At 44.4% G+C, this 18,904-nt stretch carries 19 protein-coding genes and 1 pseudogene; all 20 read left to right on the top strand.

Translation table 11 applies throughout. The features are described from left to right. Positions 1-9: 9 nt before the first annotated feature. Positions 10-1,029, top strand: a complete 1,020-nt coding sequence (locus tag FYJ84_RS08815; protein WP_328596362.1) for a glycosyltransferase family 9 protein — start codon at positions 10-12, stop codon at positions 1,027-1,029. Positions 1,030-1,125: 96 nt separating this feature from the next. Continuing rightward, a complete protein-coding gene (locus FYJ84_RS08810) occupies positions 1,126-2,196 on the top strand; it encodes a glycosyltransferase family 9 protein (RefSeq protein WP_154407239.1) in 1,071 nt (356 codons plus the stop codon). After that, positions 2,193-3,320 carry a glycosyltransferase family 9 protein gene (locus tag FYJ84_RS08805; protein WP_154407238.1) on the top strand — a complete coding sequence of 376 codons (1,128 nt, stop codon included), beginning with the start codon at positions 2,193-2,195 and terminating at the stop codon, positions 3,318-3,320. The genes FYJ84_RS08810 and FYJ84_RS08805 overlap by 4 nt, the downstream gene beginning before the upstream one ends. A 166-nt stretch (positions 3,321-3,486) precedes the next feature. Then, positions 3,487-4,482: a D-glycero-beta-D-manno-heptose-7-phosphate kinase gene (gene rfaE1 / locus FYJ84_RS08800; protein ID WP_154407237.1), complete on the top strand. Its 996-nt coding sequence runs from the start codon at positions 3,487-3,489 to the stop codon at positions 4,480-4,482. A gap of 104 nt (positions 4,483-4,586) precedes the next feature. Then, complete coding sequence (gene rfaD / locus FYJ84_RS08795) at positions 4,587-5,570, top strand: ADP-glyceromanno-heptose 6-epimerase (RefSeq protein WP_154407236.1); 984 nt, start codon at positions 4,587-4,589, stop codon at positions 5,568-5,570. A gap of 109 nt (positions 5,571-5,679) precedes the next feature. Then, the gene (gmhB, locus tag FYJ84_RS08790) at positions 5,680-6,186 is read left to right on the top strand and encodes a D-glycero-beta-D-manno-heptose 1,7-bisphosphate 7-phosphatase (RefSeq protein WP_328596359.1); all 507 of its coding nucleotides are present in this window, start codon (positions 5,680-5,682) and stop codon (positions 6,184-6,186) included. Continuing rightward, positions 6,156-6,872 (top strand): hypothetical protein, encoded by a 717-nt coding sequence (locus FYJ84_RS08785; RefSeq protein ID WP_205764172.1) that lies wholly within the window; start codon positions 6,156-6,158, stop codon positions 6,870-6,872. The genes gmhB and FYJ84_RS08785 overlap by 31 nt, the downstream gene beginning before the upstream one ends. Positions 6,873-6,905: 33 nt before the next feature. Further along, positions 6,906-8,120, top strand: a complete 1,215-nt coding sequence (locus tag FYJ84_RS08780; protein WP_205764171.1) for an O-antigen ligase family protein — start codon at positions 6,906-6,908, stop codon at positions 8,118-8,120. A 34-nt stretch (positions 8,121-8,154) separates the two neighbouring features. Next, a complete protein-coding gene (locus tag FYJ84_RS08775) occupies positions 8,155-8,913 on the top strand; it encodes a glycosyltransferase family 2 protein (protein WP_154407232.1) in 759 nt (252 codons plus the stop codon). Positions 8,914-8,917: 4 nt separating this feature from the next. Then, the gene (locus FYJ84_RS08770; protein WP_154407231.1) at positions 8,918-10,084 is read left to right on the top strand and encodes a glycosyltransferase family protein; all 1,167 of its coding nucleotides are present in this window, start codon (positions 8,918-8,920) and stop codon (positions 10,082-10,084) included. A 7-nt stretch (positions 10,085-10,091) separates the two neighbouring features. Next, positions 10,092-11,000 carry a DUF535 family protein gene (locus tag FYJ84_RS08765; protein ID WP_154407230.1) on the top strand — a complete coding sequence of 303 codons (909 nt, stop codon included), beginning with the start codon at positions 10,092-10,094 and terminating at the stop codon, positions 10,998-11,000. Between the two features lie 81 nt (positions 11,001-11,081). Further along, the gene (locus tag FYJ84_RS08760) at positions 11,082-11,822 is read left to right on the top strand and encodes a glycosyltransferase family 32 protein (RefSeq protein ID WP_154407229.1); all 741 of its coding nucleotides are present in this window, start codon (positions 11,082-11,084) and stop codon (positions 11,820-11,822) included. Between the two features lie 164 nt (positions 11,823-11,986). Beyond that, positions 11,987-13,294 (top strand): ISL3 family transposase, encoded by a 1,308-nt coding sequence (locus FYJ84_RS08755; RefSeq protein WP_154407228.1) that lies wholly within the window; start codon positions 11,987-11,989, stop codon positions 13,292-13,294. A 44-nt stretch (positions 13,295-13,338) separates the two neighbouring features. Continuing rightward, positions 13,339-13,716 (top strand): glycosyltransferase, encoded by a 378-nt coding sequence (locus FYJ84_RS08750; protein ID WP_328596361.1) that lies wholly within the window; start codon positions 13,339-13,341, stop codon positions 13,714-13,716. Between the two features lie 343 nt (positions 13,717-14,059). Beyond that, positions 14,060-14,851, top strand: coding sequence for a hypothetical protein (locus FYJ84_RS08745; RefSeq protein ID WP_154407226.1), 792 nt, complete (start codon positions 14,060-14,062; stop codon positions 14,849-14,851). A gap of 63 nt (positions 14,852-14,914) precedes the next feature. Next, positions 14,915-15,865, top strand: a complete 951-nt coding sequence (locus FYJ84_RS08740; protein WP_154407225.1) for an RpnC/YadD family protein — start codon at positions 14,915-14,917, stop codon at positions 15,863-15,865. Between the two features lie 35 nt (positions 15,866-15,900). Further along, entirely contained in the window at positions 15,901-16,134 is a 234-nt protein-coding gene (locus FYJ84_RS08735; protein WP_154407224.1) for a hypothetical protein, read from the top strand. A 93-nt stretch (positions 16,135-16,227) separates the two neighbouring features. After that, a complete protein-coding gene (locus FYJ84_RS08730; RefSeq protein WP_205764170.1) occupies positions 16,228-18,255 on the top strand; it encodes an LTA synthase family protein in 2,028 nt (675 codons plus the stop codon). 139 nt (positions 18,256-18,394) lie between these two features. Beyond that, positions 18,395-18,789, top strand: a pseudogene (gene tnpA, locus FYJ84_RS08725) (IS200/IS605 family transposase). A 2-nt stretch (positions 18,790-18,791) separates the two neighbouring features. Then, on the top strand, positions 18,792-18,904 hold a 113-nt coding region (locus tag FYJ84_RS08720), incomplete at its 3' end, for a helix-turn-helix domain-containing protein (protein ID WP_205764176.1).

Genomic DNA, 18,904 nt, shown 5'->3' with positions numbered 1-18,904 from the left:
GTAATGGATATACAGAATGTGCTGGTAGTGAAGCTGAGTGCCATAGGGGATGTAATTCATGCCCTGCCTGTGTCCTACGCCATCAAGGAAACTTATCCTGAGGCGCGGCTTACATGGGTGGTGGAGCCGCCGGCCTATAATATTTTGCAGGGCAATCCTTATATTGACGAGCTGATTGTTTTTGAGAAAAAGAAGTTTAAATCCCTGGGGGGATTTTTGGCCAATTATGGCCCTTTCTGCGATAAGCTTCGGCAGCATAAATACGATGCCGCCCTTGATTTGCAGGGGCTGTTCAAGTCCGCGGCCATCGCGTGGAGCTCCAAGGCTGCCCTGAAGCTGGGCACCTGCAACATGCGTGAGCTGAGTGACAAGGTGTCAAGTCCGGTAATCGGTGCCCATGCCAATGGGCACATTGTGGAGCGATACCTTGATGTGGCACGGGCTCTTGGCTGCCGGGTGGACAAGGTAGTATTTCCCGTGGTGATTTCGGCTGATGATGCCAAGCTGGCCAGGAGCTATCTCTATGTGGCAGGCTGCAAGGGGGATATTCCCTATGTGGTGCTGGCGGTAGGAGCCAACTGGCCCAACAAGCGGTGGCCGGTGAAGTATTTTGCCAGATTGTCTGACTGGATTTACAGCAGGGGGCTGCTGCCGGTAATCGTGGGGGGCGGTGCCCTGGATGAGCAGCTGGCAGAGGATATCAGCCGCCTGGCGGAGATTCCGCCGGTGAACATGGTGGGCAAGACAAATCTGAAGCAGCTGGCCTATGTGATGCGTGAAGCAAAGGCCGTGGTGGGCGGCGATACGGGGCCGGTGCATCTGGCTGCCGGTATGGGCACTCCCACGGTGATGTTCATGGGACCTACAGATGCCAACCGCAACGGCCCGTATGGCCAGCTGGAAAATGCCGTGGAGGTGCCACGGGAGTGCCGGTACTGCTGGAAGCGTGCCTGCCCCAAGGGGCTGGACTGCCTGGCGAAGATTATGCCGGAGATGATTGAGGAAAAGCTGGCAAGGTATCTCAGATGAAGCTGATGCGGCGGATAAATCTTATCAAGCTGATAAATTTGATAAGTCTGATAAATATATAAATGAATTTTGCATGTGCGTTACGGAGTTGTGGTTATGCCTGATATTGACAAGCTGGATATAAAGAAAATACTGATTATAGATTTGGCTTTTATCGGGGATGTGATACTGTCAGGCCCCCTGACTATGGCAATCAGGCAGAAGTGGCCAGAGGCGGAGCTGGTGATGCTGACGGTGCCCCTGACGGCGCCTGTGGCGGAGATGCTGCCTGCTATTGACAGGGTGCTGGCCTATGACAAAAAGGGCGCCCATCGAGGCCTTGGGGGCATGTGGCAGATGGCAAAGGAGCTGCGGCGTGAGCGGTTTGATCTGGCTGTCTGCATGAATTTTGCCCTGCGGGGGGCTGCGGTGGCAAGGCTGGCAGGGATTCCCTACAGGCTGGGCTATGATGCCCAGCATGCAGGCTGGTTCCTGACCTGGGCGGCAAGCCATATCCGGGGCGGAATCAAGCATGAAACCCTGAATCATCTGGAAGTGCTGAAGCCTTGGGGAGTAGGGGCTGACAGCCTTGATGAGGAAGCCTTGCAGCTGAAGCTGGTGCCGGGCAGGGAAGCTGTAGCTTCCTTTGAGGCCAAGGCTGCTAAATGGCAGCTATCGGGGCAGGGCGGATATTATGTGCTGTGCCCGATAGGCAGCTATGAGCGGAAAAACCTGCCCCTGCCCCTGGCGGTGCAGCTGATTCGCCAGCTGGAAGGAGAGAAGCCGGTGTACCTCATCGGCGGCAGCGGTGAAAAGGCGGCCCTGTCGGCTATGGCCAAGGCAGGTCATATTGGCGAGGACAGGGTGCTGGCAGGGAGCCTGTCATTGCCGGAGCTGGCAGTGTTCCTGCAACGGGCGGCGGCCATGGTATCCGTGGATACGGGGCCTATGCATATAGCACAGGCGGTGCAGTGTCCAACGGTGGCTGTTTTCGGGCCTACTGCTCCCGAGGTATGGGGGCCGAAAAACAGCAACAGCAGGACAATCTATCTGGCAGAAAGCTGCTCTCCCTGCTGGGGCAAGGGAGAGTGCAGCGGCAGCCGCTGCATGGAGCGCATCAAGGCAAATATGGTGCTGGAGGCACTGGCTTCTATCCAGCCATTTGAGAAGGTGAAAACAAAGGCATGAGCATTACACGGGACTACAAGAATATACTGGTGATAAACCTGATGCACATCGGTGACCTGATGCTGGTGACGCCGGTGCTGAGAACCCTGCGCACCAACTATCCCAAGGCACGGATTTCCCTGCTGGCAGATAAGAAGCTGGCAGATCTGGTGCAGTATAACAGGCATATTGATGAATGCCTGCTGATTGACAAGAAGGGCAGGGATGACAGCCTGCCGTCCTTTATTAAATACATTTGGGGCATACGAAAGAAAAAGTTTGATTTGGTGATTAATCTCCATCGCAACGAGAGGGCTTCCGCTATTGCGGCCTTCAGCGGCGCTGACAGGATTGTGGGCTACGCCAAGCCGGGCTTTGCCCTGCTTTTTGACCAGGTACTGCCAAATCTGAAGGCGGTCAAGCATCAGATTCATTCCCACTTTGATGTGCTGGAGCAGGCCGTGGGTATTGACAGGATTGACGATGGCGGACTGGAGATGTGGCTGCCGGAGGCGGCGGTCAGGAGTGCGGCTAAAATCTGGCAGGAGAATTTTGCTCCTGATAAGAAGGTGGTGGCCTTCAATATCGGTGCCAGCTGGAAGACGAAGCGGTGGATTGATACCTATTTTGCCCGCTGTGCAGATGAGCTTTTGGCAAAGGGCTACGGCGTTGCCTTTTTTGGCGGTCCTATGGACACGGAGCTGGTGGAGGACTGCATTGCCCAGATGAAGCACAGGGACAGCAGTGATATCAAGGTATTCACCGGCAAGGTTTCCCTGGGGGAGCTGGGGGCTCTCCTGAAGAAGTGCGCCCTGTTCCTGACTACTGACTCGGGACCTATGCATGTGGGGGTATCCCAGAACGTGCCTGTTGTCACCATGTTCGGTGCATCGCCGGTGCCGGGATTTTACCCTTATGATGCCCGGGATGTGCTCATTAAGACGCCGGAGCCATGCCACCCTTGCGGCATTCATGAGTGTCCGAAGCAGGGAGCGGACAACATGGCCTGCATGAAGAAGATTACGGTGGAAATCGTGATGCAGTATGTGTGGGAACTGCTGGGCAAGTATGAAAACATGGCAGGAAAAATGCCAAGGGAGTATGGAAAATACGAATGCCGTGTGATTGATATGGCAAAGCTGTGACTGCTATAATGTTATTATGATGTGAATAATTATTTTGCTGTAATATTGATGATTATGTTGCTTTAGTGTTGATAATTGTGTTGCTGTAATTAGAACAATTATGTTGCCGTAGTGAGTTAAGCTGCTAGCTGATGATTGAAGCGTAACAAAGGGGGAAGAATAAGCGATGACTGTTGATAGGAAGAAATTGCTGGATTTTGTGCTGAACGATATTGCCAAGGTAAGAATCCTGGTAGTGGGCGATGTGATGCTGGACAGGTATTATTATGGCGAGGTAACCCGTATTTCGCCGGAGGCACCGGTGCCGATTAATCATGTCACCAGCACCAAGGATACCCTGGGCGGCTCTGCCAACGTAGCACACAATCTGGCACTTCTGGGCTGCCGGACATCTATTGCAGGCTTTGCAGGTAATGACTATCACTGCCAGAATCTATTGGACAAGTTTACGGCACGGGGCATAGATTACAAGGGGATTATTCGCCGGGAGGCCCCGACTACTACCAAGCTGCGGATAATCGGCGGCCATCAGCAGATGCTGCGGCTGGACTTCGAGGATACGGAGCCGGTAAGTGAGCATTATGCGGAGCGGCTGATAGATTATGTGGAGCAGTCCTTGCAGAATGGGCTGGATGCGGTGATTATCTCTGATTACGGCAAGGGAGCCTGCACGGAGGATGTGTGCACGCGGATTATTGATGAGTGCCACAATATGGCGGTGCCGGTATTTGTGGACCCAAAGGGTGTAGAGTGGGAGAAGTATGCAGGAGCTGATTATATCACCCCAAACTTCAAGGAGCTGAATGCTGTCCTGTCCAAGCCCATCCGCAACCGGGATGAGTACATAGAGCAGGCGGCACGGCAGGTCATGGACAAGTACAATGTGAAAAATGTGCTGGCCACCCGTTCCGAGTACGGCATGTCACTGGTGCAGCCGGAGGAGGGCGTGGTTCACATCCCGACCAAGGCTCAGGAGGTATTTGATGTATCTGGTGCTGGTGATACAGTGATTTCCGTATTTGCCCTGGGTATATCCGGTGGCCTGAAGCCTGTGGAGGCGGCCTATCTGGCAAACCTGGCTGCCAGCGTGGTAGTAGCAAAGCTGGGCACCTATGCTGTCAGCAATCAGGAGCTGCAGAAGGTGCTGACGGATGTGGAGTAGTACATTTGGAATAACATAACTGGAATAACATAACTGGAGTAATATAGCTGGAGTAGTATATCCGTAGTAGTATGACTTGTGAAGAATTGTGAGGAGCGAGATTTATGATTATTGTTACAGGGGGAGCCGGTTTTATCGGCAGCAATATTGTCAAGGAATTGAATCGTCAGGGACGTACTGATATTCTTATTGTGGATGATTTGAATAATCGCAAGAAGGAGAATCAGAGCTATAGAAATCTCAGGGGCTTGCAGTTCATGGATTACATGCACAAGGATGCCTTTTTGGAAGCGGTTCTGAATGATGATTTTGATGGCACGGATGTGGATGTGGTTTTCCATGAGGGGGCCTGCTCCGATACCATGGAGTACGATGTGAACTATATGATGGAGGCCAATTATGAGTATTCCAAGGCCGTGCTGCATTTCTGTATGAATCACCGCATCCCGTTCCTGTACGCATCTTCCGCCTCCACCTATGGCGGTGGCGAGAATGGCTTCCGGGAGGGGGATGAGTGCGAGGATGCCCTGAATCCCTATGCATACTCCAAGCTGCTTTTTGACCGCTATGTGCGCCAGCAGCTGCCTTATGCCCAGAGCCAGATTGTAGGGCTGAAGTATTTCAATGTATACGGCCCCCAGGAGCATCATAAAGGCAACATGGCTTCTATCTTCTATCAGCTGTATCATCAGGTCAAGGATAATGGCGTATGCCGACTCTTTGGCGGTTATGGCGAATATGGCGATGGTGAGCATCGCCGTGACTTTATCTATGTAAAGGATGTAGTAAAGGTCAACCTCTGGTTCTGGCAGAATGAGGGGCCAAGCGGCATCTACAACTGCGGTACCGGCCATGCCCATTCCTACAATGAGGTGGCACAGGCGGTGATTGATGCACTGGGCACAGGGCATATTGAGTACCGGGAATTCCCGGAGGTGCTGAAGGGCAAGTATCAGTGCTTTACAGAGGCGGATAAGACACAGCTGCTGGCAGCAGGCTATGACCAAGGCTTCTATGATATGAGGGATGCTGTAAAGGAATATTGCGATTTTCTGGACAATGGGGGATATTTCAAGTACGGAAAATAATAGGCGCATGTTGGTGCAATATTGTGCAATATGTAAATGATGGGGGCAGTGCAAATGATGGGCGTTGTGCCGTGATACCGTCAGGTCAGGGAAGATGCGGAGGCATAGTTTGAAGAAAGCAGTTTTTTTTGACAGGGATGGCACATTGAATGTGGATGTGCATTACCTGCACAGGATAGAGGATTTCCAGTGGATGCCGGAGGCGGTGGAGGCTATCGCCTACTGCCACCGGCAGGGCTATCTGGTGGTGGTGGTCACCAATCAGAGCGGTGTGGCGCGGGGCTACTATGAGGAAGCTGATGTGGTGCGCCTCCATCAGTGGATGAATGAGGAACTGGCGAGGCAGGGTGTCGCACCAATTGACGGCCTCTATTACTGTCCGCACCATCCCGGGGCTGCTGTGCCGGAGTATGCGGTGGACTGTGACTGCCGCAAGCCGAAGCCGGGCATGATTTTCACCGCCTGTCGGGAGCTGGGCATTGATGCCGCGCAGTCCTTTATGGTGGGGGACAAGCCACGGGATGTGGAGTGTGGCGAGGCCGCCGGGGCAAAGGGCGTGCTGTATGAAGGCGGCAGCCTGCTGGCGTGCGTGAAGCGGGCTGTGGAGCAGAGGTAATGGATTGGAGGATATATGTGCGGATTGGTATTTTTGTTGATCTGAATGTTTATAATGATTATGAAAAATTTTTCGTGAGTTTGCTGGTGAGTGAATTATCTAAGCGTGGACATGAAATTTCATTATACGTGCCGGAGAATATGGAATGTGGTTTTTCAGGAGCTAAAAATACGGTACATCTGGTGGGAAAGTCTGAATCCTCCAATCAGGCTGGTGGCTTGAAAAAGATAATATCGTATGTTAAGTTTGGGTTTAGTCGGCAGGGGTGGTTCAGTCAGTTGTTTCTGGCTACAGAGAAGGATGCATTGGATGCGGTTATTTTTCCTTTTGCTGATTATCGTTGTCTGAGAGCTGTGCAGAAAAATAACTTGCGGGATTCATCTGTGCCGATTCTTTTTTTTGTTCACAACCTGACTGCTGGTTCTGCAATTAAAGTATTCAGGGAAGCTAAAAAAATGTCGGGACACAAAAATTTGCGTATTGTTGCATTAACTTTCGATGGGCATTTGTTTCCGCAAAGGCTGGAAAGTTTATTTTCCACCTATCCTCCTGTGCAGGAAGCTGATATAGGGGTTATGGATAGTAAAATTTTGGAAGGTATTAATCAGAAAGCACTCCTGCCGGAGGCTTTTGCCTTGAGAGTTGAAAAAATAATAAATGCTGAATACACAAAAAATAATAGATGACAAATAATTAAAATATAACAGATGGAGGAATGCATGGGAGATTTGAGTATTGTCGGAAGTGAAAAAAAGGTGGAACGCTGGATTTTCTATTTTCTTTGCGGATATGCTCTGTTTAGCAGTACATCAATAGCTGTGGGAAATGTCTTTTTAAGCCTGTCTATTGTTGCTGCATTGTTCAGGGTATATAAAAAGCATGATGATTGGCGTGAATTGCTGCAAATTGACAAAAAGCTGGCAGTGCCGTTTTTGTGGTTTGTGGGCATGATGCTGGTTTCATCGCTTTTTTCGACTGATTTGGTTTGGAGCCTGCGGGTACTGGGAGATCATTATTTGTATCGCATGGCAGGATTTTATCTGCTTTGGTTATTTATCAGGGATAGAAAGCAGCTGATTGTGCTGTTTTGCATGGCTCTGTTGTCGCATTTTGTTAATGATGCAGTGTGCATTTATCAGGGGGTTGTCGAAGGGAAGTTTCGAGTAGGAGGTATCATAGGATATATGATGACAGGAGGTAATCTTGTCATGTGGATGCCAGTACTTATAGTCTTGACCATGGAAAACAAAATATCCGGCTTGAAGAAATATGTTTTTTATGGCGTGTTAGTAGTGGCGTTGATGGCAACCCTGCTTAATGCTACTCGTGGTGTCTGGCTGGCGATAGGGATTATTGCTCCTGTCTTGATTTTGTTTTTCATGAAATCAAAACTTAAAGGGATTGCTGTAATTGCCCTGTTGGCCATATTCATAGCAGGTATTTTTTATAGTGTTCCTATTTTGCAGAATAGGTTGGTGACCATTACTGACACCAAGATGCAGAGCAATAACGAAAGGCTTTTGCTTTGGCAGAGTGCCCGCAATATGTTTGCGGATTATCCTATCACTGGTGTCGGGTATGGAGAATTTCATGATAATTATCAGGAGAAGTATATATTGCCTGAAGCGAAGGAACGGTATCTGGGACATGCACATAGCAATTTTTTCCAGGTTATGGCGGAGGGCGGTATATTAGGTGTGACCGGTCTGCTTGCATGGTGGCTTGGTACGGCTATTTACTGCATTCGTGGCTGGCTGGGCAGCAGGAATATAGGCTATCTGACTTTTCTTGGGATATTTGCCGGAATTATGCTGCAGGGCATGACGGAATATACTATGGGTGATTCGATTGTAATGAAGCTGTTTTGGTTTGGCCTGGGTATGTCTTATCAGTGGATTGCTACTGGTATGGCTGAGGATAGTAATGCGACCTGAAATTGTGACTGGTATTGGGATAGAAGGTGAAGCAATGGCAACTTTGGCAGTTGTGATTTTGACTAAAAATGAGGAAAAAAACATAGAGGCATGTATAAAAAGTGCTTCTTTTGCGGATGATATTTTGGTAGTGGATTCCGGCAGTGAGGACAGGACTGAAATAATTGCAAAAGCTGCGGGGGCCAGATTTATTCTTCACCCAATGGGCGAAGACGGTTTTGCAGGACAACGCAATTTTGCACTACAGCAGATTGATACAGACTGGGTATTTTATCTAGATGCAGATGAAAGGATTACTTCCGAGGCGGCAGATTCTATAAAAAAGGCCATAGCAAGTGGCATTAGTTGTGTCTACAATATCAAAAGGTATCAGATTGTCTTCGGGCAGAAGATGAGGTATGGTGGCCATGGGCCGGATATGTCTTTGCGTCTTTATCCGAGGGAAGCTGTGCACTGGCAGGGAATAGTACATGAACAGGCTAAGTTCGGAGATTTGGAAGTAAGGCTGTTGGATGGTATCTTAGAGCATTATACTTACACGGAATGGAATGCATATTATATAAAGTTTAATCTTTATACTAACATGATGGCGGAAAAGATGTATAATAGTGGTAAGCGAGCTTCTTTTAGGGATATTATTCTGCATCCTGTTTTTGCCTTTATCCGTTTTTACTTTTTGCAGCAAGGCTTCCGGGAAGGCAAGCTTGGCTTTATATTTGCGGTTAATCACATGTTTTATACTATGGTAAAATATTTAAAGCTGATGTATATGGACACATCGGAGAAAGAGTAGTGTTATGCGATTTGCAATAATGGAAAGTGTTGTTACGCCGGGCGGTCATGAGATAGATTTTGATCGATTGCTGGTTGAGGAATTGACGGCGTTAGGGCATAGTGTGGAATTTTACGTTCCAGAAGGTCATGAATTTAAATGGAATTATGGTGTGCCAGTGCATCATTTGCCGGGGACAGGGGTATCATATAAAGGAGCTAAAGGGGTCAAAAAGCTGTTGCTATCTGTGAAGCGTGAATGGCATCGTCAGAAATGGTATAAAAATATGTATGTAAATGCCTGTCAGGATAAATTTGATGCAATTATATTTCCATCAGCCACATATCGTTATTTACGTGCGTTGAAAAAGAGTGCTTTGCAGCATTCTCCGGTACCAGTACTGTTTCTTATTCATGGGGCTACGCCTGAGGAAGCTCTAAGGTTGAATAAGGTAGCTATTTACTTCAAGCATAACAAAAATATCAGGGTGGGGGTGCAGACTTTTGCTCCCAAGAAGTTACGGCTTAGTTCGCCTAATATCAAAGTGTATGGACCGCCTAATTATATTCCTCGTGATATAGATGGAGAGGCTGAACGCAATAAGTACGATGCTGATGTGCTGAGGCTTGGTTTTTTCGGACAGTATCGTAAGGAAAAGAAGATTGAGGCTTTTTTGGATGCATTTATATCCTGTGATTTCAAGCGACCTGTTAAATTGATCTGCCAGGGAGCTACTCAGACACAGGAGGATGCGGATGATTTTGCCCGTATCATTGAGAAGTACAAGGATGTAGAAAATGTCGAATTCTGGAATCGTCCATTGATTGGCACGGAATGGCAGAAGGGGCTGGCTAGTGTAGATACTTTGGTGCTCCCGTATGGCAATCCACGTTATTTATATCATACAGCTGCGCTTATTTCTAACGCTATGGGGTATAAGAAATCAATAATTGCAGCTCACAATGTCAATCCTGAGATTTTGGCGCATTATGCTATGGGAATGGGCTTTGTAGATGGTAATATGGCAGCTTTAAAGCAATGCATTGAATTGTTTGTCAATACATATGACGAGAACAAGGAAAAGTACCGTAGTGCGCTGGAAAAGGCTTATAGTGATTTTTCTCCACGGAGGTTGGCTGAGAATATCGTGGCATTGGCAGAAGGAGACTTTGGCAGGACGCATAAGGAATGAGTGTTGTATGATTAATTATATTGAATTGGGCAAAAAAATATATGATACCAGCAATCCGCGTGAGCAGAGGCGTATGGTTGTGTTTGTGCTGCGTGCTATGTGGCATGATGCTGATATGAAAAAGCTGATGGCTTTTTTTGAGGGTAATGAGGTGCTAAGAAAATTTCAACTTCGCCATCAGTTTCATATAGAACAGGTTACCAGGTGCTTCTTCTATAATGGGGCAACATTCAAAGAACGCATGGAGCTGGTATGTGAAACATATAGATATTTGAGCAGTGTCCTACAGCCGGATGCATTTATGCAGATTTGCTGTCATGATTCGGAGCCAAGGTATAAATTGTGGGAAGGTGAGTTTGAGGGAAAGCCGATTGTTTTGTATCTTCTGATGAAAGCTGGGCAGCGTAAAGAAGGTTGCCTTGCTGTTACTTTGCAGTATGAAGGAAGGGATTTTTATCAAATTGTTTTTTGGATAAATAAAGACCGAAATGGTCAGGAATCAATGTATATTGGGGCAATGCAAGGACCTAATGTAGATGAAGCCCGGGAGATAGTTAAATGCATGACCAAGTGGGCACATGGATATAGGACGAAAAATCTTATATTGTATATGACTCAGGCTGTAGCGCGTAGTTTGGGGCTGAGAAATATATATGCTGTGTCTAATTATGGTTATTATGCTAATAATCATGTTAGAACAGACCGAAAGCTTAAAACCAATTTTGGGGATTTTTGGCTGGAAGCTGGTGGCAGAGAAGATGAGGATAAGCGTTTTTATAAAGTGCCTCTTATAGAAAAGCGTAAGACGATGGAAGAAGTTCCTACCAGGAAGCGTGCTGTTTATAGGCGCAGGTTTGCTTTTTTGGATGAAGTTGATGCAGCGATAGAGAAGGCTGTGAAAAATGCTTTGTCTTAGTTGTGTGTAAATATATTTTAGAATACAAGTAAGAGTTGGAGTCAGACTTTTGCAGTTGAGCTAAAGATTGGAGACTTTGAAATGGGTTTTGAAAATTGGTTGCATGGACGACGACAGATGTTGAAGTTTTATAAAGATGTTTATAGTAATTGTTATAGAAACAAGTATCTTAGATCTAATAGGTTACCATTTGATGAAGAAGGGAGTATTCCCAAAATTATTCACTATTGTTGGTTTGGCAAGGGGGAATTGCCAGATTTGTTAAAAAAATGTATTAACACTTGGAGAGAGGTTTTACCAGATTATGAGCTGAAATTATGGGATGAGGATACGTTTCCAATAGAGATGTTCAGATTTTCTAAACAGGCCTATGAACAGAAAAAATATGTGTTTGTTTCAGATGTTGCAAGGTGGTATGCTGTATATAACTACGGTGGAATTTATTTGGATACGGATGTAGAGATATTGAAGCCGTTTGATGATTTGTTACGATATAACGCTTTTATAGGATATGAAAGTCCAAATTTAATATCTACGGCTACTTTTGGTGCTAAAAAGCATCATCCTTGGATATATGACATGTTTACATGGTATGAAGATGTTGATTTTTGTGCAGATTATAATGAAATTGCCAGTACAAGAATTATGTCTAAAAAGAACAGGGTACAGTATGGCATACGGATGCATGGACGGACACAGGATCTACCGATTGGAGGAGGCAAGTTATTTGAACGAAGCTTGCTGTGTCCAGAACAAGTGGATGGAAAATGGAATATAACTAATGATACATATGCAGTGCACCATTTTACAGGGTTATGGTGACTTGTTTCTTGGACTAATTGCAGGTATAACAAAATTAATATTAAATGGCACTCCATCAGAATGTGTGGGGAACTAACTCTCCTCATCCCTTATAGCTATTGAAAAAGCATACATTTTCCTGTACGATATTTTCTGCAAAAAAAAACGACGTACGGGGGAAATGTATGCTCAACAAAAAGATACTAAAATCAATCCTAAATGTCAAGCATACCGCTATAGATGACATGAAAATTTTGCCAGATGGAACAATTGCCATCAAGGCACATCCTACCAAAGGCGAACAATGCCGTTGTGGCATATGCGGCAGAAAATCTGTCCGCTATGACAATGGCCGTGGTGGCACCCGTTCTTGGCGGATTTGCGACTGGAATACCCACAAGGTCTATATTGTAGCAGATATACATCGTGTCATGTGTCCCAAGCATGGGGTTGTTACGGCATCTGTTCCTTGGGCAAGGCATAAGTCCCGTTTCACAAAGGAATTTGAGGAGCTGGCCACTTGGCTCTCCTTGTCCTGCACGAAAACCGCTGTTGCTTCTTTGCTCGGGATTTCCTGGAATACCATCGGCCCTGTCATTAGCAGGATGCGGGCTGAACTTGATGCCAATCCAGCCGCACGCTTCGCGGGACTTGTCCGCATAGGCGTTGACGAAACCAGCTACAAGAAGGGACACAAGTACATAACAGTGGTCATCAATCATGACACAGGCAAGGTTATCTGGGCTCATGAAGGACATGGCAAGACAATTTCCACCAAGTTCTTCAAACTGCTGAGCAAAGAGCAACTGGCCAATATACAGCTTGTATCTGGGGATGGTGCCAAATGGATTCAGGAATGCATCAACGATTTCTGTCCGGCGGCCAAGCGATGCATTGACCCGTTCCACGTTGTACAGTGGGCTACCGAAGCCCTTGACGAGGTGCGTCGTTTAGCATGGCGTGATGCCTTGAAGAATTCAGCGGATAAGACTACGAAGGAACGTGGCCGACCCAAGAAAGGTGCTACCGAGAAAGATACCACAGCCAAGGACTTGAAAGGCTCTCGGTTTGCTCTGGGAAAGGCTCCGGAGCATCTAACCAAGAAACAGCAGGCTCAGCTTGAATTCATTGCCAAGGCTGACAAGCGGCTGTATCGTGCCTATCTGCTAAAAGAGAAACTCCGTCTTGTTTTCCAGTGCGAGAATGTCGCTATCGCCAAGGAAGAACTGGACGGATGGATAAAATGGGCCCAGCACTGCCGCATCAAGGTGTTTGTCGAGCTCCAACGGAAAATACGTCGCCACTACGATGCCATACTGGCAACAATGGAGCATTATCTGTCCAACGCCGTACTGGAGGCGACCAATCGGAAAATCAAGCTATCCGTTTACATGGCCTACGGATTTCGTAACATAGACAACATGATCGATATGATTATGCTACGCTGCTCCGATATTGATGTAAGGTTGCCATGGGATTATGAGGCTGCTTAGCAGGCTGGGAATTCCTCCACACAAACTGATGATGCCTCAAAGTTATTCAAAATAAACCTATATTAGGGCAGGATTTACGCAAATTATACAATGGCAGTAAAATTTGTCTAAATATAAATCAAGGAACAAGAAATCCTGAGTGGCATACAGGTGTTAATCCAAGAACTTTTGAAATAATGGGTTGTAATTCTTTTGAACTCATTGATGCAGGGCATTTGGATTTTGTAGACATAGTAGCAGGAAGGGACATAATAGAATTTTCTGGTAAAGAGGATTTAGTAAAGAAGATAGATTACTATTTATCTCATGATGATGAGCGGAAGTCTATTGCTGCTAATGGATATAAGATAGTGAAAGAAAAATATACTAGCAGTGCCATAGTAAAAACTTTGTTACATAAAATAGAATCTATACTGGAATAACTGTTTCCAGTATAGATTGCATGATGTGGAAGTGTTCTTTTTATAGAGTGTTTTTTGGATGTAATTATTAAGGTTCAAGAAAATGACATAAGCAGCAGTTCGTATGATGCTGATTCGAGCAGGTTTTTGACTTTGTATGGTGAGCGTAAGATTGTGGATGGATGATGCAGGTTTTGGTATTTTGGAGAAAGGAATAGGCGATTTGGATTGAGTATATTTTAAGACGCCATTTCATTATTGAAAGATTATCCGTGTGTTCATATAGTTTTCGCGGGAGTTTGGAAATGTAAAATGTGTTCTCATTGTAGAATATTTTAATATTGTTTTGTGAGTAAGGAATGGTATGTGGATTTGGTATTTTTTTATGGTATTTATGTCAAATAAATTACATGAATGGCGAGAAAAGTGTGTTGTGCTGATGGGTGCATTTAATCGATTTAAAAATCAATTGCAGGTAGAGTTGGTGAGATTAAAAAATATTGTATTTAGTAATTTTTCTGTTTATTGTATAGTTTTAGGACTTTGTGTGTTTGTTCAGAATAGTATATCTAAGAGCTTGATTATGCCATGTTTGGCGTTTCTTTTTTTAAATTTAATGGTATTATGGTTTTTGTATCGTATGTACTCTGAAAATAGTAAATTAGATGCGCTAATATCATTTATGATATTAATATCTTATTCATTTGTTTTAATACAAAATTTCCCTTTGTGGTTAAAAAGTGCTGTTGAGTTAGATAATATATTTGGATTATTATTATTTATTAGCATGGGGATCATATATCCTTATTTTTGGTTATACCATGTAGTTGCAAGGATGTCTGATGAACATCCAGCATGGTCATTTTGTAGAGTATTATTTTGGTACGAATATGTATTATTTGTGCAAATTTCTGTTTTGTGTATATTAGGTGTTTTTGATGAGTGTTATTGGGCAAACAATACATTTGCTATAGATTCTACTAAGGATATTGTACGATATATTTGTGTTGCATTAGAGAAAATGGATATATCTAAATTATCTATACATGCTGATGAAGGTATTGGTGTCTTTGGGCATTATTGTGTTTTGTTGGCTGGATTGGCGTTAAAGAATGTTCCTAAGTATAGGAAGGAAATGTTGCAGGGGGCAAAATAAAACACAAAACAAATGTTGTGTTGCTATCTGCGATTTGGTATAATATATACAGGGGTGGGTATAATGAAAATAGGGGAGTACAAAGCTACAATTTACGATGATGTGTGGCGCACGATAGTACATGATTTTCCAAATCTCTTGATAGCTTTCGTGAATGAGCTATTTTCGGAAAGCTACAGCAAGGATGCCAGGGTGGAGTTTTTGCAGGATACCCATGAGCAGAAAATGCCAGATGGTACTGTGGAGAAACGTATAACGGATACTTATTTTCGAATTATTGACAAAGATGGCACTGCCAAGAAGTATCATCTTGAGTGCCAGAGTACAGCGGATAGCAGTATGCTGGTAAGATTGTTTGAATATGGCGCCTGCATAGCTCTGGATGATGCTGTGCAGGAAAATAATCGGATTGTTCTGGAATTTCCCAATGCAGCGGTTTTGTTTTTGCGCTCAAATCGCAATACGCCGGATTATATGTCTATAGAGCTGAAAACACCTGATGGCAGCATAAGTTATAGGATTCCAGTTGCCAAGATGCAGAATTATACTATAGATATTATGTTCAAGAAGCGGTTGTTGATTTTGTTGCCTTTTTATTTGTTTGTTGTGGAGAAATCTTTAAAAGAATGCGAGTCAGATAGTGATAAGCTGGCAGAATTGCTGAATTCCCTGCAAACTATCGTGAAAGGTCTGGATGCGCTCTTGCTTCTGGGAGATATTGATGAATTAACAAGAAACTCCATTTTGGAATTTAGTAATATGGTAAATACTCATTTAGCTAGAAATTATGCTATGGTAAGGAAGGGAGCTGAAGATATCATGGGTGGCAAGATTTTGGAATACGAGGCAAAGACTATTTATCAGAATGGTGTACGCTTGGGACGTGAGGAAAAAGAGAATTCTATGATTATCAGTATGTTAAAAAACAAGCTTAGCCTGGAGCAGATTGTGACCATAACTGGTTTGACGATGGAGAAGATTGTCAGCATAGGCAGGCAAGCAGCTGTACTTTGATAAAGTGTTGGTTTTCTTCAGTTAGGATTTATGCTGTGGTAAGGAAGGGAGTTGAAGATATTGTGAATGGCAAGATTTTGGAATACGAGGCGAAGACTATATTTCAAAATGGCATACGCTTTGGATGCGAGGAAGGCCGTGAGGAAGAACGATATGAAATTATAACAAATATGCTGCGTGATGGTATGAATATAAATACGATTGCCCGCATTGTCAAGATGACAGCTGAACAGGTCATGGCAATCGGCAAGAAAGCAGCAGTGTTGTGAGCATTAGGCCATTCAGGGGTTATTTCTGGGTGGCCTCTTATCTAAGGCTAGCGCATCAGAGATAGATAAAATGGGCGGTTGAGGTGAATGAATATGTCTGGGATGGAAGTATTTTGGTATGGCTGGCAGCAAGATTTGCGGTTGGCAATAGTGCCACCAATTATATGTGCCGTGTTCCGTTTTTTGTTTATATATATACACGGTCCACGTAGGTTTGGCGAGTGGGATAAGGGAACGTTGCAAAAATGTTTTTCGTATGGCTTTTGGTGGGGAATGGATATAAATTCACGCTATTATCTGATAAGCCTGATTGTAGCTACTTTGCCAGGGATGTTTTTTTCTGTATGGTATGATGTGGGACAGACAGTAAGATTGTTGTGGTTCAGCTTGTACCTGCTGATTTTGTATATAGCGTTTATTGGTAAAATGCTATTTTTTTATCACTTTCATGACATTTACAATAGGAATGTTTGGTTGGGGAAAAATGCGGATAAAAAGAATTTGCTGGATATTTTTTTCAATCAAAATCATGGTTTATTGATTTTGTTTAGTATCGTTCCGTATATGCTTATCAGTGCCTGCCTTGGGCATTGGATACAGGAAATTCCATCGTTACCATTTTTGTCTTTTGAAAACAACGTAGTGCAGTATGGCTTTAATGTTTTTGTGTTTTTGTTTTCCATCGCTTTGTACTACTGGTTTAATTTTGGCGGTACTTTTCGCCATAGATTGAAGCCGGAGTGGGATGAGGTTCCGCCGGAAGTTAAAAATGATGTGTTTTTGGGAAAGGCAACGGTTGATGATTTAGTGGCTTTGAAAATACTTTGGCGAAATCCTGTGCCGGAGTTTATGAAAAAGGATGAGCAGAGTGTATTGCAGGATATACAAAAAATAATTCCTGAGTTTACGGGCGCTGCGGGAGAAAATCCACTAACATTTTGTAAGCGTAAGGCGGAAGGTGCAAGAATCAAAAAGCCTAGTCATATATTTGTAATTTTAGAAGAAAGTCATTGTCAGTTGTTATATGATCAGTCCTATAGTATGCTGGATGTGGCGAAATACACAAAAAAACTGCGTGCTGAAAATAATGCTGTGGCAATTAATAATTTTCAACCTGGCGGAATGATATCCCAGACATCATTGAGCAGTTTTTTGCTGGGCATCTATGATTGCGATATAGAGCTGAATGAAAATGTGGATATCTGGAATTGTAATTTGGCAGGGATTCCCACAAATTTTGCCGGGCAATTAAAAAAACTAGGCTACAAGACACATTTTTGGTACGGAGGCGGTCTTAACTGGGGGAGTTTGGTGCATTTCCTGCCGGCGGTTGGCTTTGATGTGTGTGCAGGAGGTCCGGAGTTTTGTCCGGTTGGTTCGCCACAGACCTGGCTTGGTGTGTACGACCATATTTTTTTGAATCAATTGTCAAAAAAAATCAAGGCGGAAGCTTCAAATATGCCGGAGCTTCATTTCATATACACAACGTCCAATCATGGGCCATACAACATACCATATGAAGATTATGGTATTCATGAGCAGGATGCAGTGCAGCTGCCTTTGGGCAGGCTCCAAAATGGCGACATGGATATGAGGAGGTTTACTGGAATATTGTATGCTGACCGAGCTGTAGCTGATTTTGTTCATGATATGCGCGAGGCATATCCGGACAGCTTGTTTGTCTTGACAGGTGATCATGCTTCGGCTGTGGCACCTTTTGATAAGGGGATACTGCCGCGTAATGACTCATTGCTGAGGGAGCGCATTTTGACATCCTTTTCCATGCACCATCCTGGTTTGCATAGTGGAATATTCGGTGACACCATTTTGGGAGAACACCTGAATATTTTGCCTACGCTGATTGAGCTGATAGCACCAGAAGGCTTTGAATATTATAGCCTCAAGGGCTCCTTGTTTGATAATATAGAGCATGTGGTTACGCCGTATAGCTGGATGAATAGCGCCTGCATAGGATATTATAATGACAATATCTATCAGCAATTAGGAGAATCTTCAGAAAATGCTGATATGGTTTATGGTGATATGCAATATGAAGATGAGCGTAATATGTTGATTGGTATAACGAATTGGCTGGTGAAGCACCCGGAGCTTTTAAACTAATCTGCCAGACGTCCTCCACCTCTTAGGTAGGGGATGAAGGCAGGTCTGGCGAATTTACGTAAGTAATTGAGCCAGACAATTGCTTCGAATATAGTTTTGCAGTATAATCAGTAATAGGATGGAAAGGATTGATTATACTATGGAATTAGATACTAATAATCATTTAGTATTCTTGCTATACTACCATCTTATACTGGTGGTAAAGTATCGTCGCAAGGTATTCTCTGACCAGATGAGCCAATATGCAAAAAATATATTCATTCGCATAAGCTCTTCTTATAACATCACTCTGGAAGAATGGAACCATGACAATGACCACGTTCATATCATGTTTCGTGCCCATCCTAACACAGAAATATCAAAATTCATAAACGCTTACAAGAGTGCCAGTTCAAGGCTGATAAAAAAGATTTTCCCGAAGTCAGACGAAAGCTGTGGAAGGAAATGTTTTGGTCAAGAAGCTATTGCTTGCTGACAACAGGTGGCGCTCCAATAGAAATAATACGTAAATACATAGAAAGTCAGAGCAGGTGATTATGATGAACAAGGCGTATCGATACAGGCTCTATCCGACAACTGAACAAAGGATTATGTTTGAAAAGACCTTCGGCTGTGCAAGATTCATCTATAATAAGATGCTTGGAGATCG

The organism is Anaerovibrio slackiae (genome assembly GCF_009695585.1).
Lineage (GTDB): Bacteria > Bacillota > Negativicutes > Selenomonadales > Selenomonadaceae > Anaerovibrio > Anaerovibrio slackiae.
Note: the sequence above shows the minus strand (reverse complement) of the source record. Positions and strands in the feature narration are given on the sequence as shown.

Excerpts from the sequence above, each read along its gene's own strand:
- FYJ84_RS08810 (WP_154407239.1), top strand. The coding sequence starts at position 1,126 with ATGCCTGATATTGACAAGCTGGATATAAAGAAAATACTGATTATAGAT.
- FYJ84_RS08805 (WP_154407238.1), top strand. The coding sequence starts at position 2,193 with ATGAGCATTACACGGGACTACAAGAATATACTGGTGATAAACCTGATG.
- rfaE1 (WP_154407237.1), top strand. The coding sequence starts at position 3,487 with ATGACTGTTGATAGGAAGAAATTGCTGGATTTTGTGCTGAACGATATT.
- rfaD (WP_154407236.1), top strand. The coding sequence starts at position 4,587 with ATGATTATTGTTACAGGGGGAGCCGGTTTTATCGGCAGCAATATTGTC.
- FYJ84_RS08780 (WP_205764171.1), top strand. The coding sequence starts at position 6,906 with ATGGGAGATTTGAGTATTGTCGGAAGTGAAAAAAAGGTGGAACGCTGG.
- FYJ84_RS08775 (WP_154407232.1), top strand. The coding sequence starts at position 8,155 with ATGGCAACTTTGGCAGTTGTGATTTTGACTAAAAATGAGGAAAAAAAC.
- FYJ84_RS08770 (WP_154407231.1), top strand. The coding sequence starts at position 8,918 with ATGCGATTTGCAATAATGGAAAGTGTTGTTACGCCGGGCGGTCATGAG.
- FYJ84_RS08765 (WP_154407230.1), top strand. The coding sequence starts at position 10,092 with ATGATTAATTATATTGAATTGGGCAAAAAAATATATGATACCAGCAAT.
- FYJ84_RS08760 (WP_154407229.1), top strand. The coding sequence starts at position 11,082 with ATGGGTTTTGAAAATTGGTTGCATGGACGACGACAGATGTTGAAGTTT.
- FYJ84_RS08755 (WP_154407228.1), top strand. The coding sequence starts at position 11,987 with ATGCTCAACAAAAAGATACTAAAATCAATCCTAAATGTCAAGCATACC.
- FYJ84_RS08745 (WP_154407226.1), top strand. The coding sequence starts at position 14,060 with ATGTGGATTTGGTATTTTTTTATGGTATTTATGTCAAATAAATTACAT.
- FYJ84_RS08740 (WP_154407225.1), top strand. The coding sequence starts at position 14,915 with ATGAAAATAGGGGAGTACAAAGCTACAATTTACGATGATGTGTGGCGC.
- FYJ84_RS08730 (WP_205764170.1), top strand. The coding sequence starts at position 16,228 with ATGTCTGGGATGGAAGTATTTTGGTATGGCTGGCAGCAAGATTTGCGG.